Source organism: uncultured Porticoccus sp. (assembly GCF_913061305.1).
GTDB lineage: Bacteria > Pseudomonadota > Gammaproteobacteria > Pseudomonadales > Porticoccaceae > Porticoccus.
In genome coordinates, this window is the sequence record NZ_CAJXST010000006.1 from 51,985 (window position 1) to 77,054 (window position 25,070).

Annotated in this window: 23 protein-coding genes and 1 tRNA gene; 14 read left to right on the plus strand and 10 right to left on the minus strand. The window is 55.5% G+C overall.

Annotated features, from left to right (window positions below):
• Positions 1-19: 19 nt before the first annotated feature.
• The 3 genes from QZ516_RS08600 to QZ516_RS08610 are packed head-to-tail and all read right to left on the minus strand — an operon-like array spanning position 20 to position 3,206.
• The gene (locus QZ516_RS08600) at positions 20-907 is read right to left on the minus strand and encodes an ABC transporter ATP-binding protein (protein WP_297188480.1); all 888 of its coding nucleotides are present in this window, start codon (positions 905-907) and stop codon (positions 20-22) included.
• A 3-nt stretch (positions 908-910) separates the two neighbouring features.
• Entirely contained in the window at positions 911-1,738 is an 828-nt protein-coding gene (ntrB, locus tag QZ516_RS08605; RefSeq protein WP_297188481.1) for a nitrate ABC transporter permease, read from the minus strand.
• Position 1,739: 1 nt separating this feature from the next.
• Positions 1,740-3,206: a CmpA/NrtA family ABC transporter substrate-binding protein gene (locus QZ516_RS08610; RefSeq protein WP_297188483.1), complete on the minus strand. Its 1,467-nt coding sequence runs from the start codon at positions 3,204-3,206 to the stop codon at positions 1,740-1,742.
• A gap of 344 nt (positions 3,207-3,550) precedes the next feature.
• On the opposite strand from QZ516_RS08610, the gene QZ516_RS08615 reads away from it, so the two are divergent.
• Together QZ516_RS08615 and QZ516_RS08620 are read left to right on the plus strand one after the other, a co-directional pair.
• Complete coding sequence (locus QZ516_RS08615) at positions 3,551-5,434, plus strand: sigma 54-interacting transcriptional regulator (protein ID WP_297188484.1); 1,884 nt, start codon at positions 3,551-3,553, stop codon at positions 5,432-5,434.
• A gap of 225 nt (positions 5,435-5,659) precedes the next feature.
• A complete protein-coding gene (locus QZ516_RS08620) occupies positions 5,660-6,838 on the plus strand; it encodes a serine hydrolase domain-containing protein (RefSeq protein WP_297188485.1) in 1,179 nt (392 codons plus the stop codon).
• Between the two features lie 49 nt (positions 6,839-6,887).
• Here the strand turns inward: QZ516_RS08620 and rhlE are convergent, their stop codons facing one another.
• On the minus strand, positions 6,888-8,243 hold the full coding sequence (rhlE, locus tag QZ516_RS08625; RefSeq protein ID WP_297188487.1) for an ATP-dependent RNA helicase RhlE: 1,356 nt from the start codon (positions 8,241-8,243) through the stop codon (positions 6,888-6,890).
• Positions 8,244-8,492: 249 nt separating this feature from the next.
• Positions 8,493-9,236 (minus strand): hypothetical protein, encoded by a 744-nt coding sequence (locus QZ516_RS08630; RefSeq protein WP_297188489.1) that lies wholly within the window; start codon positions 9,234-9,236, stop codon positions 8,493-8,495.
• A 134-nt stretch (positions 9,237-9,370) separates the two neighbouring features.
• On the opposite strand from QZ516_RS08630, the gene cysZ reads away from it, so the two are divergent.
• On the plus strand, positions 9,371-10,165 hold the full coding sequence (gene cysZ, locus QZ516_RS08635) for a sulfate transporter CysZ (RefSeq protein ID WP_297188490.1): 795 nt from the start codon (positions 9,371-9,373) through the stop codon (positions 10,163-10,165).
• Here cysZ and rhlB read toward each other — a convergent pair.
• Together rhlB and amrS are read right to left on the minus strand one after the other, a co-directional pair.
• Positions 10,148-11,455: an ATP-dependent RNA helicase RhlB gene (rhlB, locus tag QZ516_RS08640; protein ID WP_297188491.1), complete on the minus strand. Its 1,308-nt coding sequence runs from the start codon at positions 11,453-11,455 to the stop codon at positions 10,148-10,150. The genes cysZ and rhlB overlap by 18 nt on opposite strands.
• 151 nt (positions 11,456-11,606) lie before the next feature.
• Positions 11,607-12,701 carry an AmmeMemoRadiSam system radical SAM enzyme gene (gene amrS / locus QZ516_RS08645; RefSeq protein WP_297188492.1) on the minus strand — a complete coding sequence of 365 codons (1,095 nt, stop codon included), beginning with the start codon at positions 12,699-12,701 and terminating at the stop codon, positions 11,607-11,609.
• Positions 12,702-12,818: 117 nt separating this feature from the next.
• On the opposite strand from amrS, the gene amrB reads away from it, so the two are divergent.
• From amrB to QZ516_RS08660, 3 genes are all read left to right on the plus strand, one after another.
• A complete protein-coding gene (gene amrB / locus QZ516_RS08650; RefSeq protein WP_297188494.1) occupies positions 12,819-13,619 on the plus strand; it encodes an AmmeMemoRadiSam system protein B in 801 nt (266 codons plus the stop codon).
• Positions 13,606-14,175 carry an AmmeMemoRadiSam system protein A gene (gene amrA, locus QZ516_RS08655; RefSeq protein ID WP_297188496.1) on the plus strand — a complete coding sequence of 190 codons (570 nt, stop codon included), beginning with the start codon at positions 13,606-13,608 and terminating at the stop codon, positions 14,173-14,175. The genes amrB and amrA overlap by 14 nt, the downstream gene beginning before the upstream one ends.
• Positions 14,176-14,244: 69 nt before the next feature.
• Complete coding sequence (locus tag QZ516_RS08660) at positions 14,245-14,736, plus strand: flavin reductase family protein (protein WP_297188498.1); 492 nt, start codon at positions 14,245-14,247, stop codon at positions 14,734-14,736.
• Positions 14,737-14,742: 6 nt separating this feature from the next.
• On the opposite strand, the gene prmC is transcribed toward QZ516_RS08660, so the two are convergent.
• From prmC to hemA, 3 genes are read right to left on the minus strand one after another with little or no spacing between them, the layout of a single operon-like run.
• Complete coding sequence (gene prmC / locus QZ516_RS08665; RefSeq protein ID WP_297188787.1) at positions 14,743-15,576, minus strand: peptide chain release factor N(5)-glutamine methyltransferase; 834 nt, start codon at positions 15,574-15,576, stop codon at positions 14,743-14,745.
• Between the two features lie 7 nt (positions 15,577-15,583).
• Positions 15,584-16,666, minus strand: coding sequence for a peptide chain release factor 1 (gene prfA, locus QZ516_RS08670; protein ID WP_297188500.1), 1,083 nt, complete (start codon positions 16,664-16,666; stop codon positions 15,584-15,586).
• A 34-nt stretch (positions 16,667-16,700) separates the two neighbouring features.
• A complete protein-coding gene (gene hemA, locus QZ516_RS08675) occupies positions 16,701-17,966 on the minus strand; it encodes a glutamyl-tRNA reductase (RefSeq protein WP_297188502.1) in 1,266 nt (421 codons plus the stop codon).
• A 212-nt stretch (positions 17,967-18,178) separates the two neighbouring features.
• Between hemA and QZ516_RS08680 the strand changes: the two genes are divergently transcribed.
• The 8 genes from QZ516_RS08680 (at position 18,179) to ychF (ending at position 25,003) form a co-directional block, all read left to right on the plus strand.
• Positions 18,179-19,942, plus strand: a complete 1,764-nt coding sequence (locus tag QZ516_RS08680) for a tetratricopeptide repeat protein (RefSeq protein WP_297188504.1) — start codon at positions 18,179-18,181, stop codon at positions 19,940-19,942.
• A gap of 4 nt (positions 19,943-19,946) precedes the next feature.
• Complete coding sequence (gene lolB, locus QZ516_RS08685; protein ID WP_297188506.1) at positions 19,947-20,546, plus strand: lipoprotein insertase outer membrane protein LolB; 600 nt, start codon at positions 19,947-19,949, stop codon at positions 20,544-20,546.
• Positions 20,543-21,385 carry a 4-(cytidine 5'-diphospho)-2-C-methyl-D-erythritol kinase gene (gene ispE, locus QZ516_RS08690; RefSeq protein WP_297188507.1) on the plus strand — a complete coding sequence of 281 codons (843 nt, stop codon included), beginning with the start codon at positions 20,543-20,545 and terminating at the stop codon, positions 21,383-21,385. Before lolB ends, ispE begins: the two co-directional genes overlap by 4 nt.
• Positions 21,386-21,388: 3 nt before the next feature.
• Positions 21,389-21,464, plus strand: a tRNA-Gln gene (locus tag QZ516_RS08695).
• Between the two features lie 69 nt (positions 21,465-21,533).
• Positions 21,534-22,466: a ribose-phosphate pyrophosphokinase gene (locus tag QZ516_RS08700; protein WP_297188790.1), complete on the plus strand. Its 933-nt coding sequence runs from the start codon at positions 21,534-21,536 to the stop codon at positions 22,464-22,466.
• Between the two features lie 115 nt (positions 22,467-22,581).
• Positions 22,582-23,241 (plus strand): 50S ribosomal protein L25/general stress protein Ctc, encoded by a 660-nt coding sequence (locus tag QZ516_RS08705; RefSeq protein ID WP_297188508.1) that lies wholly within the window; start codon positions 22,582-22,584, stop codon positions 23,239-23,241.
• 53 nt (positions 23,242-23,294) lie between these two features.
• A complete protein-coding gene (gene pth, locus QZ516_RS08710) occupies positions 23,295-23,882 on the plus strand; it encodes an aminoacyl-tRNA hydrolase (protein WP_297188510.1) in 588 nt (195 codons plus the stop codon).
• A gap of 29 nt (positions 23,883-23,911) precedes the next feature.
• Positions 23,912-25,003: a redox-regulated ATPase YchF gene (gene ychF, locus QZ516_RS08715; RefSeq protein ID WP_297188512.1), complete on the plus strand. Its 1,092-nt coding sequence runs from the start codon at positions 23,912-23,914 to the stop codon at positions 25,001-25,003.
• Positions 25,004-25,070 lie beyond the last annotated feature (67 nt).

The window sequence follows — 25,070 nt, forward strand, 5'->3', positions numbered from 1 at the left end:
GACACTCCTTCACTTTTCATTAGATAACAGCTTTCAGGGCTGCCGACTGTTCACTTTGTGGGTTGATTTCAACGGAGGGATCTACCTCCTGTGTGGCCCCGCCAACCTGCCCGGCTGAGCCCGACAATTGCCCGGAGCGTTTCACCAGGAAATTCACCAGATAATTGCGAATCTTGTAGTAGGCAGGATCTTCAATAATATTGGCGCGGTTGCGCGGACGGGGAATATTGATCTTGACGGATTCCGCCACTCTGGCATGGGGACCATTGGTCATCAGCAACACCCTGTCCGCCAGGAGTATGGCCTCGTCGACGTCGTGGGTAATCATGAAAACAGTCTGCTGGGTTTCACTCCATATTTTCAGCAGTTCATCCTGAATGACGCCCCGGGTCAGTGCATCGAGGGCACCAAACGGCTCATCGAGCAGTAACAGCTTGGGACTGGTGGCAAAGGCGCGGGCAATACTGACACGCTGACACATGCCGCCAGACAACTCGGATGGTTTGCGGTGAAGCGCCCCGGACAAGCCGACCATTTCCAGAAAATGGCTGCTGTGGGCGTCCACTTTGGTTTTATTCCACGCCGGCCAGCGCGCCTTGACCCCAAAACTGACATTCTGGAGAGCCGTTAGCCAGGGCAGCAAGCTGTAATTCTGAAAGACCACACCGCGATCAAGGCTCGGCCCGGAAGCTTCCTTGTTGTCCATAATCATGGTGCCGGTGGTGGGGGTCTCCAATCCCGCCATCACATTTAAAATGGTGGACTTTCCACAGCCTGAGTGACCGATAATGCAAACAAATTCCCCTTTGTCGATGCCGATATTGGCACCTTCAAACACCACCAGGTCCTGCTCTTTTGAAGGATAGACTTTGGAAAGCCCTTCGATACTGACAAAATGTCGACTCATGGGCTAATCCTCGTATTGCACCAGTTTCGTCACCGCCGCCAGGGTCATATCCAGCAACATACCGACGATACCAATCATTAAAATGGAAAAAATAACGCTGTTCAGATCTAGATTATTCCACTCGTTCCAGACGTAATAGCCGATACCGGTCCCCCCCACCAACATCTCGGCGGCGACAATCACCAGCCAGGCGATGCCAATGGAAATGCGCATCCCGGTGAGAATGGTGGGCGCTGCCGCCGGTAGAATCACCAGAAAGGCCGTTTTCAGCGGACTCAGCTCATGGGTACGGGCCACTTTGATCCAATCGGTGCGGACATTGGCCACACCAAAGGCGGTATTGATCAACATGGGCCAGATGGAACAGATAAAGATCACAAAAATGGCTGACCCCTCCGAGTCCCTGATGATAAAAAGGGCCAGCGGCATCCAGGCCAGTGGTGAGATGGGACGCAGCACCTGGATAAAAGGATTGAGTGCCTTGTGCATCAAAGGCGACATGCCGATCACAAAACCCAGAGGTATTGCGATCAACGCCGCCGCAAGATAGCCGGTCAGCACCCGATAGAGGGAATAGGCCAACTGGATGCCGATACCCTTGTCATTGGGACCGGCATCGTAGAAGGGGTCGCTCAGCTCATCCCAGGCATGGCTGAAGACCTGAGACGGGGGTGGAACGCGGGCCTCCTGATCCGCACCGCCCATCATCAGTTCATACTCCGACAACCCCGCCGTGGCCGAGGGCGCCTGATTCATCGCCTCCCAGATGCCGAGCCCAACCAGTAACAGCAGCAGCGAGAGCAGGGTTGCCTTCATATTCAGTGAGGCCATGTCATACCCTCTTGATGGCAAAGCTGTTGATGTATTCCTCGGGCTCGTTGTAATCAAACGTCTTGCCCATAATGATGTGTTTCTTGTAGGTGGTCGCCGGTGGTGTATAACCCAGCTCCTCCATGACCTTGCCGGTTTCCGAGGCAACGTAGACCTGTTCGGCGATCTTCTTGTAATCCACATCACCACTGATATAACCCCAGCGTTTCATCTGGGTGAGAATCCATACCGCCATGGAGTGCCAGGGGAAGGGATCAAAATCAATGCGGTCGGGAACGTCGTAAATCTTTTCCTCCAAGCCATCCACATAGCGGCCCGTCAGAACTTGCCTGACCACCACCTCCGGCTGATTGAGGTAGTTTTTCGGCGAGATGGCCCGGGCGATTTCTTCACGGTTTTCCGCTTTGGCAGAAAAATGGGTGGCATCCACAATGGCCCTGAACAGGGCTGCATAGGTATTGGGCATCTCCGTGGCAAACTTCTGGCTACAGGCAAAGGCACAGCAGGGGTGGCCCTCCCAGATATCCTTGGTGAGAATATGCAGAAAGCCGATCTTTTCGAACACAGCACGCTGGTTGAACGGATCCGGCGACAGGTAGCCATCCAGGTTGCCGGCCCGGAGGTTGGCCACCATTTCCGGCGGCGGCACGACCCGGATCTGAATGTCCTGATCCGGATCCAGCCCATGTTCCGCCACGTAATAGCGCAGCAGAAAGTTGTGCATGGAATAGTCAAAGGGCACCCCGAATTTGAAGCCCTTCCACTGTTTCGGGTCGCGCTTATCCTTGTGCTTGTTGTGGAGCACAATGGCCTGACCGTTGATGTTTTCCACGGCCGGCATGATGTAAGGAGTCGCCGTTGATCCGGCCCCCATGGACATGGCCAGCGGCATGGGCGTCAGCATGTGAGAGGCATCGTATTCCCCGTTCAGTGACATATCCCTGGCCACCGCCCAACCGGCTGTCTTGATCACGTCCACATCGAGGCCATACTTTGCATAGAAGCCCATTGGCTGGGCCATGATGATGGGCGTGGCACAGGTAATCGGCACGAATCCCACCTTCAGTTTGGTTTTCTCCAGTGGACCCATCGACTCCTTCACCGCCGCTTTCACTTTTTCCAGCGGGATCATGCTGCCGAGCACCGTGGCCAGGGTGCCGCCGCCCATCAACCGGATAAAGTTTCGACGACTGGTATCGTTGTGTCCAAACACACCGCGCACAATGGCACTTTCCACTGCGCGGTCGAGTAAATCTTCAGAACTGTCGAAGGCCATACCCCCCGCTTTTGCCGACTGGCTGTGACCCTCTCCCTGTTCAGCCTGTTGCTCCATCAGGGCCAGGCGCTGATCGTCGCTAAGACCACCGGGGTTTACAGATTCGGCCTGACATAACCTGCAGGAACAATCATTGGTGTGCATCAGACTGGTGTCGGCATCAAACGGGTTACCTAAACTTTTCGTCGCCATGATGTATTTCCTCTTCGTTTTGTAGCTAACGCTGTGGCAGTGCACTGTGCTGGTGCACTGAACCCTGAGAACCGCTCGTGGACGGGCAGCGGTGTTCTATCAAATCCTGCTTGCTCGCATTGATAGCAACTGCTGCCCTACTACATCGCAACTTTGGTGCCAACCCTGCTGACAACTGTCAATTATCTGATTTAAAAAGATAAACAACTGACAACAAGCCGTTATACCCACCACGAAAAATCGTAGTTCACGAAAATTCGTAGGCAAAAAAACGATTTTTCGTCGTTATTGGCCCGAAATTTGTTAGCTGTATTGCAGACCCCACGGTTTAACGGCAGGCCCCTATGCAGGACGAACGTTTTTTCTATTACTCCGCCACCGCACAACTGGTGATCGATCCGATTGAGGACCGGGTCCAGTTCGTCAATCAGGAGGCCTGCCGGCTCCTGCACAGGGATGTCATTGAGATTCAGTCCGGCCGGGCCAGCCGACTGTTCGCACCCAACCTGCCGGCGCTGATCCTGTTCACCCAGGAGCTGATTGAGAAGGGGCGGGGCTGGTGTGACCACCTGCTGGTGCAATCGGCCATCGGGGAAATCCGCCTGGAGGTCAATGGCCGCTGTTCTGATTCTGGCGGCCAACCTCAGCTTTTCCTCGGTTTGCAAAGGGCCGATGACCTGGAACTGTTGCGTGAGCGCTCCAGTGCCGAACGACACTACCTGTCGGGTATCGGCCACTGGAACAGGGTGTCCCAGGTCTTCCAGGAATTCGAGCGGGAAAACCAGCTGCTGCTGGATGCAGCCGGTGACGGTATCTACGGGGTGGAGGCCAATGGTATTACCACGTTCGTCAATCCTGCGGCGGAGCGGATTCTCGGCTACCGGGCGGAGGAATTGGCCGGCAGGAATATGCACAACATGGTGCACCACTCCCACGCGGATCACTCGCATTTCAATATGCAGGAGTGCCCCATCTTCGAAGCATTCAGGGACGGCACGGTTCACCGGGTAGAGGACGACACGTTCTGGACCAAATCCGGCAAACCCATCGATGTGGAGTACACCAGCACACCGGTCAGGGACAACGGCTTTATTGTCGGCGCAGTGGTGATTTTTCGCGATATATCCCAGAAAAAAACCGACCGCAAACGACTCCTGGAAGCACTGGCGGAAGTGGAGAAACTGAAAAACCAACTGGAACTGGAAAATGCCTATTTGCAGGAAGAGATCAACTCTGAATTCAATCACCACCAGATCATCGGTAAAAGTGGTGCTGTGCAGCATATCCTGCAAAAAATTGAACTGGTGGCGCCGACAGATTCTACGGTGCTGATCAGTGGTGAGTCCGGCACCGGCAAGGAACTGATTGCCAGGGCGATCCACGAAATGAGCCACCGCTCCAATCGCTCACTGATCCGGGTCAACTGTGCAGCCATTCCGGCAGACCTGTTCGAGAGCGAATTTTTCGGTCACACCCGGGGCGCTTTCACTGGCGCCACCAATGATCGACCCGGTCGTTTTGAGCTGGCTAACGGCGGCACACTATTCCTCGACGAGGTCGGCGAAATACCCCTGCACCTGCAGGGCAAGCTGCTGCGGGTTTTACAGGAGCAGCAGTTTGAGCGGGTGGGCGAATCGAAAACCCGCCGTGTGGACGTTCGCATCATCACCGCCACCAACCGCAATCTCAAGGAACAGGTGCAGCGGGGCCAGTTTCGTGAAGACCTTTATTTCCGCCTCAATGTTTTCCCGATTGAATCGGTACCACTGCGCGAGAGGAGAGAGGATATCCCTCTGCTGACCCAGCATTTTTTAAAAAAAAGCTGTACCAGAACCAATAAACAGGGCCTGAAAATTTCACTCAGTGAGCTGGAAAAGCTGAAGGACTACCACTGGCCGGGAAATATCCGCGAACTGGAAAACGTGATTGAACGCCAGGTCATTCTTGCCCAAGGGCCAACGCTGAGATTCAGCGATCTGCTGGCCAGAGATCAACAAAACGTTACCCGGGTTGGCGAGGAACCGGACAACAGCGTTCTGACGGCTTCCGACCTTAAACAACAGGAACGCCGCAATCTGCTGATGGCGCTGGAAACATGCCATGGCAAGGTCTTTGGCCATAACGGGGCGGCCCAGCTATTGGATATCAAACCCACCACACTGGCATCGAGGATCAAGAAATACCAGATTGACACCAGGCTTTTTAAACAGGGTTCCAGCAAACATTAACACCGATTTAACGGGCCTCTCCTCCACATCGGCAGAACTAAAATTCCTTTTTCCGGGAGCCGCCCCGGCATTGTGCTGTGACGGGCTGGACGCAATACGCGGCCCGGAGATTCTTACCCTCGCGCCAAGGGAATATGCCCTGCTTTCGCTTGAACAGCACAGCAAAATCAATAACCATAGGAACGCCTGATATCCACAAACAGGGCAATGAGAGAAGGAATCATAATGAATAATCGACTGAAAGAAGCGGCGGACAGCGTATTGACGAATACTGTCGCAGAGTCCGGTGGTGCACCGGGCGTTGTGGCTATGGTCACGGACAAGGGGGCCAATGTCTACGAAGGGACTGCCGGGGTAAGAGAAATGGGCAAAACAGAGCCTATTGCCACCGATTCCGTGTTCGCCATTTTTTCCTGCACCAAGGCCCTGACCGGCACTGCCTTGATGCAGCTGGTTGAAGAAGGCCTGGTAAGCCTGGACGACCCCGCCAGGGACTATGTGCCCGACATTGCGGAGATTCAGGTACTCGATGGTTTTGACAGCAACGGCCAGCCGAGGCTGAGGGCACCGAAATCAGATATCACGATCAATCAACTGATGCTGCATACCGCCGGTTTTGGTTACGAATTCTTCAGCCACGATGACCTGGCCTTCCGCACTGTAAGCGAAACAGCTTCGGTGGTCTCCAGCACCTATGACGGTATCAGGTCCGTACTGCTGCACGATCCGGGAGAGCGCTGGATGTATGGCGTCAACCTCGACTGGGTGGGCAAGATTGTTGAAGCAGTGCGCGGCAAACGCCTGGGTGAGGTCATGCAGGAACGTATCTTTAACCCGCTGGGCATGACAGACAGCGCCTTCACCTTGACCCCCGCCATGCGCTCACGACTGGCCAGCCTGCACACCCGTGCCGAAGATGGTCAGCTGGCTCCCTGGGATCTGGTTCTCCCGCAACCGCCGGAAATGGATATGGGAGGGCACGGGTTGTACGGCACCGTACCGGATTACATGAAATTTATCCGGATGATACTGAATGATGGCGACGGGCCAAATGGCCGAGTACTGAGCAAAGAAACCGTAGAAAAAATGTCCAGAAATGGGCTTGGGGGATTGCAGAGTGGCGGCTGGACAACCTCGATGCCGGCGCTGTCCAACAGTGGTGAGTTCTTTCCGGGTCTGAAAAAATCCTGGGGTTATACTTTCCAGATCAACGATGAACCAACGCCCTCTGGCCGGCCCGCCGGGCAAATAATGTGGGCGGGACTGGCGAATCTGTTCTATTGGATTGACCGGCAGAACGGAATCGGGGGTATGTGGGCCTCACAAATATTACCGTTTAAGGATATTTCCTCCTATCCCGGTTTTGTTGACTTCGAATCGTCTGTTTACCGTTATCTGAAATAAAAAAAACCGCACCCGAGATTGTCGGGTGCGGTTTTTTTGACCTGCTTGTCTAGCGTGAAGCCGCGCGTCTTGGTCGCGGCGCGCCTTGGGACGGTTTTGCCCCAGCCGATCTGCGACGATCACCTGTGGCATTGCCACCATTGCGACTGCCAGTACTGCGGGCATGCTGGGGTTTGCTGCCCGGTCGACGTGCGCCTGTTGTAGCACCGGGACGACCACCACCGCCACTGCGGCGACCATTCTGGATAGGCTCCGGACGAATGGAGAGATCCGGCTCAAAACCTTTGATATTTCCCCTGGGAACCTCGCGTTTAAGCACTCGCTCAATATCGCGCAGCAACTTGTGCTCGTCCACACAAACCAGCGAAACGGCCTCGCCCTCATTGCCAGCGCGACCGGTGCGGCCGATGCGATGTACATAATCCTCTGGCACATTGGGCAATTCGAAATTCACCACGTGGGGTAGCTGATCAATGTCCAGTCCGCGGGCAGCAATATCCGTCGCCACCAGCACCCGCACCGAGCCCTTTTTGAAATCCGCCAGGGCTTTTGTACGGGCACCCTGACTTTTATTGCCATGAATCGCTGCCGCCCGCAAACCATCTTCAGTCAACTGATCAGCGAGCCGGTTGGCACCGTGTTTGGTTCGGGTAAAGACCAGCACCTGTTGCCAGTTGCCGTCACCAATCAGATAAGACAGCAGCTCGCGTTTGCGACCCTTGTCCACCAGATGAACGGTCTGGGCCACCTGTTCAGAAGCCGTATTACGGCGAGCCACCTCGATCAGCACGGGCGCATTGAGCAAACCGTCAGCCAGGCGTTTAATTTCATCGGAAAAGGTAGCGGAAAACAACAGATTCTGACGTTGCTTTGGCAACAGGGCCAGAACCTTGCGGATGTCATGGATAAAGCCCATGTCCAGCATGCGATCCGCTTCGTCCAGCACCAGGATTTCCACCTGTGACAGATCGAGGGTCCGCTGATTCACGTGATCCAGTAATCGACCCGGCGTAGCAATCAGGATATCCACACCACGGCGCAGCATGGAAATTTGCGGATTAATATTGACACCACCAAAAATCACACCGGATTTCAGCGGCAGATGCTTGCCGTAAGTGACGACGCTCTCCGCTACCTGCGCAGCCAATTCACGGGTGGGGGTTAACACCAGGGCGCGAACGGGGCGACGGTTATTATCGGTGGGCTTTTTACCGCTGAGGCGATGCAACAGTGGCAGGGTAAAGCCAGCCGTTTTGCCGGTGCCGGTTTGAGCGCCCGCCAGGACATCAAGCCCCTGGAGAATAATAGGGATGGCTTTCGCCTGAATAGGGGTGGGGTTGCTGTAGCCCTGATCAGACACAGCACGAAGCAATTCGGCCGAGAGGCCGAGGTCATTAAATGACATATAGATTTTAACTCCGGAACCGGCCTAGCCATGCATAGAGCACAGTAACGGTCTTAGGCTGGCAACAATTAATTAAGGGGGGTGTCAGGGAAAAACCGAAAGGAAAGTACCGAGGACACAACAGGTACCGACCGATGGATACCATGCGGGGGGCACTATAACAGCACCCCCCTGACAAGTCGAACAACTTATTTTAATAACCGCCCTTGCAGCGCAGTTATCTGCTTTACAGGACAGACCGCCGGTGGCTCAGTTTTTGTCCAGTAGGCCCTTGAAGCCGCCCAGTTTGTCCTCTACCTGTTTCTTGATCTGATCACCCGCCTCTTTGAGTGCACCGGAATTGGCTGCTGTATTGGCGGCACTTTTATTGATCGCCACCATCACCTGCCTGACGACCTCTGCAGCGGTGGCACCATTGGACCTTTCACCAATGCCGGTCAGCTGTATGTCCGGCAAGGTCAGCTCAATGGGTTTTATGTCCAACAACTGGTTCACATAGCGCATTTTTGCACCGGTAATCTTCAGATCGCGGACGATGAGCTTTTTGGTCGCGCCCTCACCGGATTCATCAGCAGTAACGGTCGAGTCACTTTCACCGGCAGCCTCACTGACATTTTTCTGCAGTTGACTGAGGTTCGTGCCACTTTTCCCCGACTCGTAAGTAATTTCAGGGGCAACAATACGGATGCTGTTGATAACAATGGTATCGGTGGTGATGGACCCCGGTTCGATAGAGAGGAATATCTCCCCCAGGGAGAAGGCATCGGCGCTGCTGAAGCCAGCGGGGTTGCCCACCACCAGACCACGCAGGCTTCCCTCACCGGTTTTCAGGGAAAGATCGACATCTGCCAGCGTGACGGCGGATTGGGTCAGCCTGGGGCCGACAGTTTCAACTGCCATTTTGATACCACGATCAAGATTCAGCACCCCGATCACCAATAAAACGATCAGCACTACCACCAGACCAGCTACAATCTTCAACAGAGTTTTCATTATTTTTTTCCTTTGACCAGGGGGCCCCACTCGCGTCCTTTAAAAATAAACGTGCACGGCTCAAAATAAAAGCGCACGGTTCAAATTAAAAGTGTACAGCAATCTGATCGAATGCCAAAAAAACGGAAATCCTTATGACACAAGCTCCCAGGATCGGCCCGACTTATTTGCTTCAGGGCATGCGGCTACTCCATCACCCGCAACTGCGCTGGCTGGTGTTATGGCCACTGCTGATCAATGCTTTTTTGTTTGTCGGTCTCACCTGGCTGGCGATTGATCAGTTCGGGCAATTACTGACCTGGCTGACCAGTAAAATCCCAGCCTGGCTGGAATTTATTACATGGATCTTCTGGATACTATTCGGCGGATTCTTGCTGCTGGTATACGGCTACACGTTTGCCATTCTCGGGAATCTACTGGCCTCACCATTTTACGGCCCACTGTCGGAACGGGCGGAGCAGGTACTCACCGGCAATATTCAGCCAACACCGGCCTCGATGAAGCAGCTATTGGCAATGGCAGGCAGTGCCATGAAGCGGGAATTGTTCAAAATGGGGTATTTTCTGCCGAGAATTGTCGGCATCTTGGTACTGACACTGACGTTGTCATTTATCCCGGTACTGAATCTGGTGGGGCCGGCAATTGCTTTTCTGTGGGGGAGCTGGTCGCTGGCGTTGCAATACCTGGACTATCCGGCAGACAACCATGGACAGTCTTTTTACGAGCTGCGCGGAGCGCTGAAGAAACAGCGCCTGCAGTCACTGAGCTTTGGTGGCACCGTGCTGATTGCCACCACCGTGCCACTACTGAATCTTTTTATCATGCCCGCGTCGGTGATCGGCGCCACCAGCTTCTGGCTGGATCACCTGGCCGGGGACACGCAACAGCTGGGCCGCAGCGATAAAACCGGCTCAATCCTGACCGAGTAATTCGGGGCCCGGCTGTTCACAGTGCAGCTCTCTACCCAACAACTTCTGGATAGGTTCCAGTAAAAAGGCATCGTCCTCACAGGCAAAGCTGATGGAGGTTCCGAATTTTCCGGCGCGGCCAGTACGGCCAATCCGGTGCACATAATCCTCAGGTTCTTCCGGCAGGGTGAAATTGATGACGTGGCTGACACCGTCGATGTGAATACCGCGGCCCGCCACATCCGTGGCAACCAGTACCTTGAGCTCACCGGACTTGAAGTCGTCCAGGGTTTTCACCCGCTTTCCCTGTGGGACATCACCGGACAACAGGCCGACACTGAAGCCTTTTGCTCTCAGCTTTTCCTGTAGCCGCCGGCATTGGTCACGGCGGTTGGCAAAGACGATCACGCTTTCCACCGCTTCCTGCTGCATGATGCCGTCCAGCAGACGGAATTTTTCTTTCGCCGAAACAATAAAGACTTTCTGGTCAACACTGTCCGTCGCCACATTGTCCGGTTCAATCTCGATACTCACCGGGCTCACTGTCCACTGTTCGGCGAGATTGAGCACCTCCGGGGTAAAGGTGGCAGAGAAGAACAGCGTCTGCCGGTTTTCACGGGGGGGCGTAAGCCTGACGATACGGCGTACCTGTGGAATAAAACCCATATCCAGCATGCGGTCAGCTTCGTCCAGCACCAGCACTTCAACCCTGTCCAGATAGACATCACGGCTTCCCGCAAAGTCCAGCAGACGGCCCGGCGTGGCGACCAGGATGTCGCAAACATTCTCGAGTAAATGACGCTTTTGCTTGTCGTAATCCATACCGCCCACCAGGGTATGCACATGCAGGTCCGTGTATTTACAGAGGTCCTTGGCATCCTGTGCGATCTGCATAACCAGCTCGCGGGTGGGCGCGATAATCAGCGAGCGGGCCTCACCGGCAAAACGCTCATCATCAATGGTGTGATTCATCAATTCGGTAATAATGGTCACCAGAAAAGCCGCTGTTTTACCGGTACCGGTCTGGGCTTTGCCCACTACATCGTGGGCCCTGAGGGTGAACGGCAACGACCGGGCCTGAATCGGTGAGCAGTACCGAAAACCCAGGTCGGCAATGCCATGCATCAGGGTTTCCGGTAAATCCAGATCGTGAAAGCGCAGCTTTCCCTCTTCCTCGGGCACCTGGAAGTCCGACAGTGTCCATGTGTTATCCCTGGCCCTGGCGGGTGCTTTACCACCGCGGCGGCGGCTGCGACGGGCAGGTCGTTTGGGATGAGTCTCAGGCGATTGGGAAGTGGTTTGTTCAGTCATAATATGCCAACAGGGGGAATGTCCGGATTAACCCGGTCTTGAAAAGGCCGAGATTATAGCACGGGATAAAATGCCTGCATTCAGTACGATCAAAAACAGCAATTGCCGCTATTCCGCCTTGCCTGTTTGCCGGGTAACGGTAACAGGGCACTTATTCCAACAATTTTACCGGCACTCGTCTAGGCCCCCAATGGCCTGGCTCCGCTTCAAACACCCCCGGTAACGGGGAATTGCAGACGTGGCAGCGACCCTTCGACGTGATACCCCAAAAGCCCAATTGGTACCAGTCTCTCTCAATCACGACCTCATGACAGTTTGGGCAAAAGGTACTGCCGCCAGCAGGGTCGTGGACATTGCCGGTGTAGGCAAAGTGGACACCATTGGCCAGTGCAATCTGCCGCGCACGGGTCAGGGTTTCCGGCGGAGTGGCCGGCGTATCCCGCATTTTCCAGTCGGGGTGAAACGCCGTGAAATGCATAGGCACATCCGGCCCCAGTTCGCTCACTACCCAACGGGTCATGGCCTCGAGCTCCTCATCGGAATCGTTTTCCCCGGGGATCAACAGAGTGGTCAGCTCCAGCCAGACATCTGTTTCGTGGGCCACATACCGCAGCGTCTCAAGAACATTCTGCAGCTCCCCCCCACATATTTTCCGATAAAAGCCATCGGTAAATCCTTTCAAATCGATATTGGCAGCATCCATATACTGAAAAAACTCACGGCGCGGTGCATCCTGAATATAGCCAGCACTGACAGCCACCGCTTTTACCCCCAATTCCCGACAGGCTCTGGCGACATCCACGGCATACTCCAGAAAAATAACCGGGTCGTTGTAAGTAAAGGCAACGCTGCGGCAACCCAGCTCCAGGGCGGTTTCCGCCAGTTTCATCGGCATCGCCGAATCCGCCAGCGTATCCATCTCGCGGGATTTGCTCATATCCCAGTTCTGACAGAATTTACAGGCGAGATTGCAGCCTGCCGTACCAAAGGACAACACCGCACTGCCTGGCAAAAAATGGTTGAGCGGTTTTTTCTCGATAGGGTCCACGCAAAAGCCACTCGACCGACCGTAGCTGTAGAGGACAACTTCATCGCCTTCCCGGCCCCGGACATAACACAACCCGCGCTGCCCTTCGTGCAACCTGCACTCACGCGGGCAAACATCACATTGCAACCGCCCATCGGCAAGCGTATGCCAATAGTGAGTGGGATGGGTAATTGGAGGCAGCTGGTTGTTTGTCGCCATAGATGGGGGCATCCTGTTTGCGTTCCCTACTTGCCTTAAAAACAATTAAAAAAGCACGCTATAGTTATAGGATAGCTAAAGACGGTTATAGAACGAGCACAGGCGGTGACGGGTGTCATGATCTCAATCAGAACAGCAGCTGTAGCGGGCACATTTTATCCGGCCGACCCTGCTGCATTGCAGCATGAAGTGGATGAGCTGTTGGCCGGGGCATCCTGTGACATTGACGCCTCGCCCAATATCTGCAGACCAAAGGCACTGATTGTTCCCCATGCAGGCTACCGTTTTTCGGGACCGACTGCCGCCACAGCCTACCGCTGCTTGTTACCGGTGAGCCGGGAGATTTCCCGAGTGGTCATCATTGGCCCCTGCCACCGCATACCTCTCCGGGGCATGGCTGCACCCGCTGCGGCCACCTTTCAGACGCCGCTTGGCGATGTACCAGTGGATCGGCAAAGCATTGACAGGCTGGTCAGGCAATCGCTGGTAACAGTGGATGATGACGCCCACCAGTTCGAGCACAGCATTGAAGTTCAGTTGCCCTTTTTGCAGCGTGTCCTGCATGAATTCACGATGCTGCCACTGGTTGTCGGGAATACTCCCCGAGAACGGGTCACCGATGTATTAAGGCGGCTGTGGGGCAATGGGGAGACCCTGATTGTAATCAGCACGGACCTGAGCCACTATCACCACTATCAGGACGCGCAACGGCTGGATAAATTCACCTCCGCCATGATTGAAGGATTTGACAGCCACCTCACCGGTGAACAGGCCTGTGGCAGCAGAGCGGTCAACGGTCTGCTGCAATTGGCTGAGGAAGCGCATTTGAAACTGCACACACTGGATGTCAGAAATTCCGGGGACACCGCCGGAGACCGGGATCGCGTAGTGGGATACGGCGCCTATGTCATTTATTGAGCTCAGCGAGGACGATCGGCAGATACTGCTGACGCTCGCCAGAGAAAGTATCCGCGTCCGGCTGCTGTTTGACCGGGACCTGCAAATTGATGAGACCGTGTTCAGTCATGCCCTGCAACAACCGGCCTGCAGCTTTGTCACGCTAAAGATCAAGCAGACATTGCGTGGCTGTATCGGCTCGACAGAGGCGTCGAGACCACTGGTCGTCGATGTTGTACACCACGCCGCCTCGGCAGCACTGGATGACCCCCGTTTCCCCCCGCTCTCGCTGCAGGAAGAAGCACTTGTTTCGATTGAAATTTCTGTTCTCACCGAGGCCACGCCGCTGCTGTTCTCCAGTGAGGATGAACTGCTGGCTCAACTCGAGCCAGGCGTCGACGGCCTGACTATAGAGTCCGGGGCTCTGCTTGCAACATTCTTACCCAGTGTCTGGACCACCCTCCCCGACAAACAGCAGTTTCTCGACCATCTCAAACGCAAGGCTGGCCTGGAACCGGAGCTGTCCGCCGACAAACTCAAGGCATGGCGCTATCAAACGGTGTGTTTTCGGGAATAGCGGTTTTTAACTGATAAGACATGGGGTACCCTTGCCGCAGTTCAGTGTCCGGCCCCAGAGGCAGCCATCATGACCAAAGACCAGATTCGCAACATGCGCAACGCCATGGGTAACTTTGCCACCGGCATCACGGTAATGACCACCGTGGACCCAGAGGGAAACGCCAGGGGCATGACAGCCAACAGCTTCTCCTCCGTATCGCTCGAGCCGGCGCTGGTGTCCTGGTGTGTGGGCAGTGAATCGCGGTTGTTTGGCCTGTTTCAGGAGCAGGACTATTTCGCTGTCAACATCCTGCACAGCGGCCAAGCCGACCTGTCACAGCTATTTGCCGGCACCGATGACAACAAATTTGCCAATGTTCGCTGGCACCCGGGGCTGCATGGACTGCCACTGCTGGATGACTGCCTCTGCCACTTTCAGTGCCAAATAGAGCACCGCTATCCCGGTGGCGATCATGTCATTCTGGTGGGTCGGGTACTCGAATTCAGCAACGCCCCCATGGACCCGCTGATTTTCCACAGCGGCCAGTATCGGCAGCTTAAAGATAGCGAAGAACGCTGAAACAGATTACGCATTACGACCGACGGTGACGCGCTCTCGCCCCGCCAAATCGAGATGGGTTGTCACCGCCAAAAAACCAGCCTGTTTCATCAACTGACGCACCATCTCACCCTGCTGCCAGCCGTGCTCAAGTAGCAGCCAGCCCCCGGCATTCAGGTGTTCCCCGGCGTTCTGGATAATCACCACCAGGTCACCAAATCCACCATCAGGGGCTACCAGCGCAGAGGTCGGCTCAAAACGAACATCTCCCTGCTGCAAATGCGTGTCGGCTTCATCAATATAGGGCGGGTTGCTCACCACCAGATCAAAGCGGGCACCGGCAATGGCTGAGAACCAGTCACTTTGAAAGACCCGAACATTGTCATAGCCCAGCTCACGGCGATTACGCTCCGCCAGCGCCAACGCATCCGGGAAAGCATCCACCGCCGAGAGCTGCCAGAGCGGCCGTTCGCTGGCCAGCGCCAGAGCCACCGCGCCAGTGCCCGTGCCCAGGTCCGCCACCAAGGCAGCGCCCCCCAGCGGCAACGCCAGTGCCAGCGCCACCAATAATTCAGTCTCCGGCCGGGGAATCAGGGTCGCCTCGGAGACCCTCAAGGACAATGACCAGAACTCCCGCCGGCCAATGAGATAGGCGATTGGCTCACCCCGGGCGCGGCGCGCAAACAACGCATCAAACCCGGCAATTTCAGCCGGCAGCAATCGATACTCGGGCCATGTATAAAGGTAGGTTCTCGACTTGCCGAGCACATGGCAGAGCAGCAGCTCAGCGTCCAGCCGCGGGCTGTCACTGATGTCCGACAGCTCGCTGCTGCGCGCCAACAGACTGGCAATATCGGGCACCACCAGATCAGCCCGATAGCGCGGCTAACTGGCCCGCCTGATGCTCATGAATCAACGGCTCGACCACTTCATCCAGATGGCCTTCCAGCACCTCCCCCAGTTTATAGAGCGTCAGGTTGATGCGGTGATCGGTGACCCGACCCTGAGGGAAGTTATAGGTACGGATTCGCTCGGAGCGATCACCGCTTCCCACCTGCAGTCGTCGCTCGTCGGCAATATTTTTTGCGGCCACCTCATCCTGAGCACTTTTTAGCCGGGCCGCCAATAATGACATCGCCCTTGCCCGATTCTTGTGCTGGGAGCGTTCATCCTGACACTCAACCACCAGCCCGGAGGGCAAGTGGGTAATGCGAATGGCCGAGTCGGTTTTATTGACGTGCTGGCCACCGGCACCCGACGCGCGGAACGTATCAATCCGAAGGTCGTTTTTGTTGATATTGACCTCTTCCAGCTCATCGGCTTCCGCCATGATGGCCACCGTACAGGCAGAGGTGTGAATCCGGCCCTGGGATTCTGTTTCTGGGACCCGCTGAACGCGGTGCACACCGGATTCAAACTTCAGCCGGGAATAGGCCCCCTGCCCAACGATACGGCTGATAATCTCCTTATAGCCACCGTGTTCACCGTGGCTTTCACTGATAACCTCCACTTTCCAGCGCCGGCTTTCCGCATACCTGCTGTACATCCGAAACAGGTCACCGGAAAAGATCGCCGCTTCGTCACCCCCTGTTCCGGCGCGGATTTCAAGGAACACATTGCGATCATCATTGGGGTCCTTAGGCAACAGCAATGTCTGCAGCTCAACCTCAAGGTCGGCAAGCCGACCTTGATTTTCAAGGAGATCTTCCTCCGCCATCGCGCGCATATCAGCATCGGCATCCTTGAGCAATGCTCGCGCCTCTTCCATATTCGTCTGAACCCGATAGTAGTCGCGATAGCTTTTTACCACCGACTCCAGCTCCGCATATTCACGGGACAGTTCACGGAAGCGGGTTTGCTGACCAATCACTTCGGGGTCACTCAGCAGCGCGCCCACCTCTTCATAGCGGTCGGCCAAATGTTGCAGTTTTTCCAGGATGGATTGTTTCATTGATGCTCGTTAGTGGAGAGTTATAGACGTCGTCTTATTTGGGTTCAGAATCGGGCTTGTTAAGACCGAACAGGTCGTGGGCCAAGCTCAGCTGCTCGGTGCGCCCCGCCTCACCGGCCTGCTTTAATCGCGTGGTCGGCACATGCATCAGTTTGTTGGTGAGGTTGCGCGCCAGTGTTTTCAGCACCTGCTCCGGCGCTTGGCCCGCGCGCAACAGTGCGATGGCCTTATCCAGCTCCTGGTCGCGCACCTGCTCGGCGCTGCTGCGGAAAGCGCGGATGGTTTCCACCACATCCAGGCCCCGCAGCTGGTTCTGCCAGGCAGTCACCCCCTCTTCAATAATCTGCTCTGCCTTGTTGGCGGCACTCTGGCGAGAGCGAATGTTCTCCTCGATCACCGCCTGCAGGTCGTCGACCGTGTACAGGTAGACATCCTGAAGCTTGGCGACCTCTGGCTCAATATCCCTGGGTACCGCGATATCCACCATGAACATGGGTTTGTGCTTGCGCTGCTTCAGGGCGGACTCCACAGCGCCTTTCCCCAGAATCGGCAGCTGACTGGCCGTGGAGGAAATCACCATATCGGCCCGGGGTAAAAAATCGGGTATTTCCGAAAGCAGAATGGCCTGTGCACCAAACTGAAGAGCCAGATCCTGGGCTCGACTGAGGGTGCGATTGGCAACGATTATTTCCCTCACGCCCTTTTCCTTGAGGTGCCGAGCCACCAGTTCTACTGTCTCACCGGCACCGATCAGCAGCGCCCGCACCTCGCGGAGATCGGAAAATATTTGTTGGGACAGACTGACCGCAGCATAGGCGACCGACACCGGGTTTTGGCCGATAGCCGTTTCTGTGCGAACCCGCTTGGCAATTGCAAAGGCCTGCTGAAACAACAGATTGAGCTGGGTTGAGACCTTACCTGCGTCTCTGGCCACGGCATAACAGGATTTCAGTTGACCGAGGATCTGCGGCTCACCCAACACCATGGAATCGAGACCACAGGCCACTTTCATGATATGCCGGACGGCGTCATTATCCCGGTACAGATAATGGCAGGGGTGCAATTCAGGCAGGGTAATACGGTGATAATCTGCCAGCCAGGCCAGGGCCTGTTCTGGCTCATCGCCGATACCGTAAATTTCTGTGCGATTACAGGTCGACAGAATCGCGACTTCCTCAATATCGGCAGAATCACACAATTGCTGTATCGCTTCAGCAGTCTGCTCAGGGGCAAAGGCCACCTTCTCCCGAATATCGAGAGATGCGGTGCGGTGGTTGATCCCGAGGGCAAAAATCGTCATTACAACAGTGCTTGGCAGTGGATCGGCAATTGTCCGGTTCTGGCCAGGCAAAGACAAGCGGTATCGAATTTAACCCGGACTGTAATATTCCCCTTTCGTTATTGTCCTAGTTATTGGATACAATGCTGTCATCGCGGGTTGCGGCTCATATTGAACCACGCCCGTACGTCCCTCATCAAAACCGACAGAGCACCAGGCTGAAGCCAGCCCCTATGAAAATACCCGGCCACCTATTACTGACCCTGCTACTGGCCTCCCAGGTACTGACTGGCTGTGCCCACCAGGTGTCTGAGCAAACCGACCACCAGGCCTCAGCGCCCAAGCAACCACCGGCAGAGACGACACCAGACCAGCTGACCGCTGAGGCAAAAGCCGATGCGCCGCCCCGGCCATTCCCCACCGATACTTTTTACGACCTGTTGGTAGGAGAACTGGCTGGTATGCGCAATCATCTGGATATTGCGCAGAAAAAGTATCTAAAGCAGGCCCGAATCACCCGTGACCCGGGTGTTGTCGCCAGGGCAACCAGCGTTGCAGCCTACGCCGAGGATCGCGAGGCATTACTGGAAATGTCACTGTTATGGAGCGAGATTGAACCCCAAAATCTCGATGCCCGCAGCCTGGCAGCCCTCTCGCTTGCACGCAGTGGACGACTCAGCGAAGCCATGACCCATGCCGTTTTTTCACTGAGTGAGGGTGATGATGAACCGGTCATGTCCATTGCCGTGGCCGCCAGTGCCCTCAGCCCTGAACAGCGAGTACCGTTGCTGACCGAATACTCGAAACTCCGCGAGCAATTCCCCGACAACCAAACACTCCTGCTCGCCAGCGCCATGCTGTTTAGCCAGCAAGAGGAGCTGCAACAGGCATTGAATACCATTGATCAGTTGCTGGAACTGGCACCTGAGCAAGAAAATGCGCTGATGTTCAAGGCACAATTGCTCCACCAACTGGATCGAAAAAAAGAGGCTATAGCGTTTCTCACAGACAGCCTGCAAACCCTGCCCGACAGCATGAAACTGCGACTCCAGTACGCCAGGCTGCTTTCAGAGGACGATCTGGAAGGGGCCCACGCCCAACTGCGCCTGCTGGCTGACAAATACCCCCGCGATACCGAACTGCTTTTCACTCTGGCGATGGTGAGTCGGGGTCTGGATAAAACTGACGAAGCACGCCAGTTACTTACCGACCTGACCCGTCACCCGGGAACTGCTGGAGCTGCCCATTTCGAGCTGGGAAAAATGGCGGAAGAGGCAGAAAATATCGATTCGGTACTGTTCCATTATGCCCAGGTACGCAGTGGCCAAAAGTTCCTCCCCGCAGCAGTCCGGCTCAGCCAGTTCATGGCAAAGCATGACGAGCTGAACAATGCCCGGCTCTACCTGCACGAATTGCGACTGAACCACCCTCAGTACTCGGCACCCCTGTTTCAGATTGAGGCTGAGCTGCTTGCCGATTACGGCTCGCTCGATGAAGCCCGCAGCCTGATGAACGAAGCCGTCAACGAGCACCCCGACAATAATGCCCTGCTCTACACCCGCTCCATGCTGAGCGAGCAACAAGCTGACTTCGCCAGCTCGGAAAAGGATCTCCGGACCATTCTTGCCAGGGATGCCGATAATGCCACAGCACTGAATGCGCTCGGCTATACATTGACTGTGAATACCGATCGCTACGAGGAAGCCTATCAGCTGATCACCCGCGCTCTGGAGCTAAACCCGGGTGATCCGGCCACCACCGACAGTCTCGGCTGGGTGCTCTACCAGATGGGCAATCACCAAGAAGCCATTGTGCATCTTCGCAAGGCGCTGAAAAAATTGCCGGACCCGGAAATTGCCGCGCATCTGGGCGAGGTTCTTTGGGTCTCCGGTGACCGGCAAGAGGCCCGCACTGTCTGGCAGATGATCCTCGACCAAGATCCGGACAATACGACCGTCCTCGAGACCATGGAACGTTTGCAGGAAAACCAGAGGTAGCCACATGCGACTGCTTCTCCCGTGGCTGATCATGTTTCTTGGTGCCTGTGCGTGGCAAAGCCCGCAACCACCGGCCTCAATTGCAAACTGGCAGAAACACACAGAGCAATTGCAGCAACTTGATATCTGGCTACTGGAAGGCAAGCTCGGCTACCGGGACAGTCGCGACGGCGGCAGCGCCTGGGTCAACTGGCGGCAATCCGGTACCGCCTTCGATGTGCAACTGCACGGGCCTTTCGGCAGCGGGGCAACGCGCATTCTCGGTGACGACAACCACGCGGAACTGCAACAGTCCGGGGAAGACACACTGACGGCCGCATCCCCGGCAGCGCTGACGGAACGACTTTTCGGCTGGCAGTGGCCGGTAGACCAACTGCAATTCTGGGTTCGCGGAATCCCTTCACCCCATGCACCAACAGCACTCAGGACCCACAACCCAGAGGGTACCCTTGCGGCACTGCAGCAATCCGGCTGGCAGTTGGAGTTCACCCGATACGAACAGGTTGGGCAGTGGGTGCTGCCCAACCGAATCAGGGGCAACAGCGGGGAGTTCAGCTTTACCCTGATCGTCAAGCGCTGGCATCCCGGGGATACTGCACCGTGAGACTATCACTACCCGCTCCAGCCAAATTGAATCTGTTTCTTCATATTACCGGTCGGCGCGAGGACGGTTACCACAACCTGCAAACCCTCTTTCAACTGCTCGATTACAGCGACCTGCTAGATTTTGAGCTTAACGACAGCGGCAGGATTTGTCTCACGGATGAGCAGACCGGTATCCCCCTCACAGAAAATCTGATTTATCGGGCGGCACGCTGCCTGCAGGAACATACTGGCTGCAGGCAGGGGGCCAGCATCCGCCTGCATAAGCGACTGCCGATGGGCGGTGGGCTCGGTGGCGGCAGCAGCAATGCCGCCACCACCCTGGCGGGACTCAACGCCCTGTGGGAGACGGCTTTATCAAAACAGCAACTGATGGCCATGGGAGAAAAACTCGGTGCGGATATTCCCCTGTTTGTTTTTGGCCAAAGCGCCTGGGCCGAGGGCATTGGCGAACAACTCACGGCCATCGAATTACCACCCGCCTGGTACCTGGTCATCGTGCCGGATGCCCATGTTTCAACAGGAAAAATATTCACCCATCAGGGTTTGACAAGGAACACGCATCCGATCAAAATACGCGCCTTTCTCGAGCGGGGTGGTAGAAACGATTGCCAGGCAGTAGTGGAATCGCTCTATCCCCAGGTAAAAGAGGCCCGCTTATGGCTGGCTCAATTTACTGAAGCCCGATTGACGGGAACCGGCGCCTGCTTGTTCGGCTGCTTTGATTCAGATACCGCTGCAAAGTCAGTACTGGAACAACTGCCAGATCAATGGCAGGGCTTTGTTGCTAAAGGGGTCAACCAATCCCCGTTACTTCAGCAGTTACCGTCTAAATACTAATATTGGGGTGTCGCCAAGTGGCTAAGGCAACGGGTTTTGATCCCGTCATTCGGAGGTTCGAGTCCTCCCACCCCAGCCATTATTTCTCTGGATTTCTCTGGGCCGCCGGAGACATTTCGAAACTGATCAGGAAAAAGCCGTGCCTAACTTGATGGTTTTCTCCGGGAATGCCAACCCGGAGCTGACAAACGAAATTACCCGTCACCTCGGCCTGAACATGGGCAAGGCCCTGGTCTCGCAGTTCTCGGACGGAGAGATCAACATCGAGATCAGGGATAACGTGCGCGGCCGCGATGTCTTCGTCGTCCAGCCCACCTGCGCACCCACCCATAAAAATCTCATGGAACTGGTACTCATCATTGACGCACTGCGACGAGCCTCGGCCACCCGTATCACAGCTGTAGTGCCCTACTTTGGCTACGCACGGCAGGACCGCCGGGTTCGCTCTATCCGGGTGCCGATCAGCGCCAAGGTGGTAGCAGACATGCTGACCAATGCCGGGGTTGACCGAGTGATGACCGTGGATCTCCACGCCGAGCAGATCCAGGGCTTTTTTGATTGCGCGGTGGACAACGTCTACGGCTTGCCCGTGCTACTGACCGATGTGGAAAGACAGAACTACGAAAACCTGACGGTGGTTTCACCGGATATTGGCGGTGTCGTTCGGGCCAGGGCGATGGCCAAGCAGCTCAATACCGACCTGGCAATTATTGACAAACGCCGCCCGGAAGCCAATCAGGCCCAGGTCATGAATATTATCGGTGAAGTCGAAGGACGCACCTGTCTGCTGATCGACGATATCGTTGATACGGCGGGCACACTTTGCAAGGCCGCCGATGCGCTCAAGGAACAGGGTGCGAAAAAGGTGGTTGCCTACTGTACTCACCCGGTGTTGTCGGGCAAAGCCATCGACAATATTGAAAACTCTGAGCTGGATACCCTGGTGGTCACCAATAGCATTCCACTCTCTGAGGCAGCCAGAAACTGTCCGAATATCCGCTCACTGAGTCTCGGGCAAATGCTGGCAGAAGCCATGCGCCGGGTCAGCAACGAAGAATCCATCAGTGCCATGTTCGACTGACAGGCACTGGATAAAAACCGCCCATCCGGGCTTTTTAACTCCCGCAAGGGATTTTCAATACCCCCGCCTCGATTCTGGTCGCGGATCAGCAGGGGTAATAACAGGAGTCAAGGCAATGTCCAATGATTTTCAATTGAATGCTATGGCCCGTGAGGACATGGGGAAAGGTGCGAGCCGCCGCCTGCGTCGTCTGGCCAACCAGGTGCCCGCCATCATTTACGGTGGTCAAAAAGCACCACAAAGCATCAGTATCGCCCACAACGAACTGAAACATGCGCTGGAGAATGAAGCGTTTTACTCTCACATCATCACCCTGGACCTGGAAGGCGGTTCCCAGCAGGTGATCCTGAAAGATGTACAACGTCATCCATCCAAGCCGGTCATCTTGCATGTGGACTTTCTGCGGGTGAGTAAAACCCACAAACTGCACACCAAAGTGCCGATTCACTTTATCAACGAAGATACCTGTGTCGGCGTTAAACCCGGTGGCGGTATTATCTCCCGCACCATGACTGAGCTGGATATTTCCTGTTTGCCTGCTGACCTGCCCGAGTTCATCGAGCTGGATGTGGCAGCTGTTGAAATTGGCGACATCCTGCACATCTCTGATATCAAGCTGCCGTCCGGCGTTGAGAGCGTGGCCCTGAGTCATGGTGAAGAGCATGACCTACCCGTATTCACCGTCAACAAGCCCAAGTCTGCCGCCACCGAGGAAGATCTCGCTGACGAGGTAGCTGATACTACGACCGAAGAAAGCAACGGCGACGAAGAGTAAGTTCAGGGGGAGCAATCCCAGGAACTTACTGTTCTCGTTAGCAGGCCCCGACATTGGACACGCCCGTTCAGCTTATTGTGGGGCTGGGAAATCCCGGCCCCCAGTATGATCGAACCCGTCACAATGCCGGGGCCGATTTCGTTCTGGCGCTCGCCAATCACTACAGCGTCACCCTAAAAGCTGACAATAAATATTTTGGCCTCACCGGCAAAGCCGTGATCGATGGCAAGCCGGTCTGGCTATTGATCCCCATGACCTTCATGAACCGCAGCGGCAAGGCAATTGCAGCCCTGGCCGGGTTTTACCAGATTCGCCCCGAGGCTATTCTGGTGGCCCACGACGAACTGGACCTGAACCCCGGTATCGCAAGATTCAAACTGGGTGGGGGACATGGCGGACACAACGGCCTCAAAGACACGATTCTTTCCCTGGGGAACCAGCGTGATTTTGCACGCCTCCGCATCGGTATAGGTCACCCCGGTCACGCCAGTGAAGTGGTCAACTTTGTGCTGCGGCGGGCACCGGCATCAGAACAACAATTGATAGATCAGAGTATTGATAACGCCATCAAGGCCATTGAGCCCACGGTGGCTGGCCAGTGGAACAGCGCCATGAAAGCGCTGCACTCCGTCACCCCCTAAACAAACAACGGCATTGAGGTTATATAGTCATGGGTTTTAACTGCGGTATCGTCGGTCTGCCGAATGTGGGCAAATCCACCCTCTTCAATGCTTTGACCCAGGCGGGGATTGACGCAGCAAACTTCCCTTTCTGCACGATTGAACCGAACACCGGGATCGTGCCCATACCCGACCCCCGCCAGGACAAACTCGCCGACATCGTCAAACCGGAGCGTATTGTTCCCGCCACCATGGAGTTTGTCGATATCGCCGGGTTGGTCGCTGGCGCGTCCAAGGGCGAAGGGCTGGGCAACAAATTTCTCGCCAACATTCGTGAAACCGATGCCATTGCCCATGTGGTGCGTTGTTTTGATGATGACAACGTGGTGCATGTCGAGGGTAAAATCAATCCGGTATCGGACATTGAAGTCATCAATACCGAGCTGGCGCTCGCCGATCTGGATACGGTGGATAAAGCATTATTGCGTGTGGCCAAGGCAGCCAAGGGTCAGGACAAGGAGGCCATGGCGATAAAAACCGTGCTGGAAAAAATACAGCCTCATCTCAACGAAGCAAAACCGTTGCGGGCAATGTCCCTCAGTAACGACGAACTGAAAACAATACGCTCGCTCAACCTGCTGACCCTGAAATCCACCATGTATATCGCCAATGTCGATGAAACCGGATTTGAAAACAATCCATATCTCGACCAGGTCAACACAGTAGCCGCCGCAGAGAATGCCGTCGTTGTGCCTATCTGCAATAAACTGGAATCCGAAATAGCGGAACTGGGCGACGATGAAAAACTCGACTTCCTGCAGGAGATGGGCATGGAAGAGCCCGGCCTGAATCGGGTGATTCGCGCCGGCTATTCACTGCTGGGACTGCAAACCTACTTTACCGCCGGGGTAAAAGAAGTGCGCGCCTGGACGATCCCGGTGGGCGCCACCGCGCCGCAGGCTGCCGGTAGAATCCATACCGACTTCGAGAAAGGATTTATCCGCGCCGAAGTCATCGCCTACGAGGATTTTGTCGCCGGCAAAGGCGAACAGGGTGCGAAGGATGCCGGCAAATGGCGTCTCGAAGGCAAGGAATATGTTGTCCACGATGGCGATGTCGTCCACTTCCGTTTTAACGTCTGAGACCAGCGCCGCCGGAAGAATCAACGCCACTCGGCCTCGCCCACCCCGAACTGCTGCGCCCGCTGAT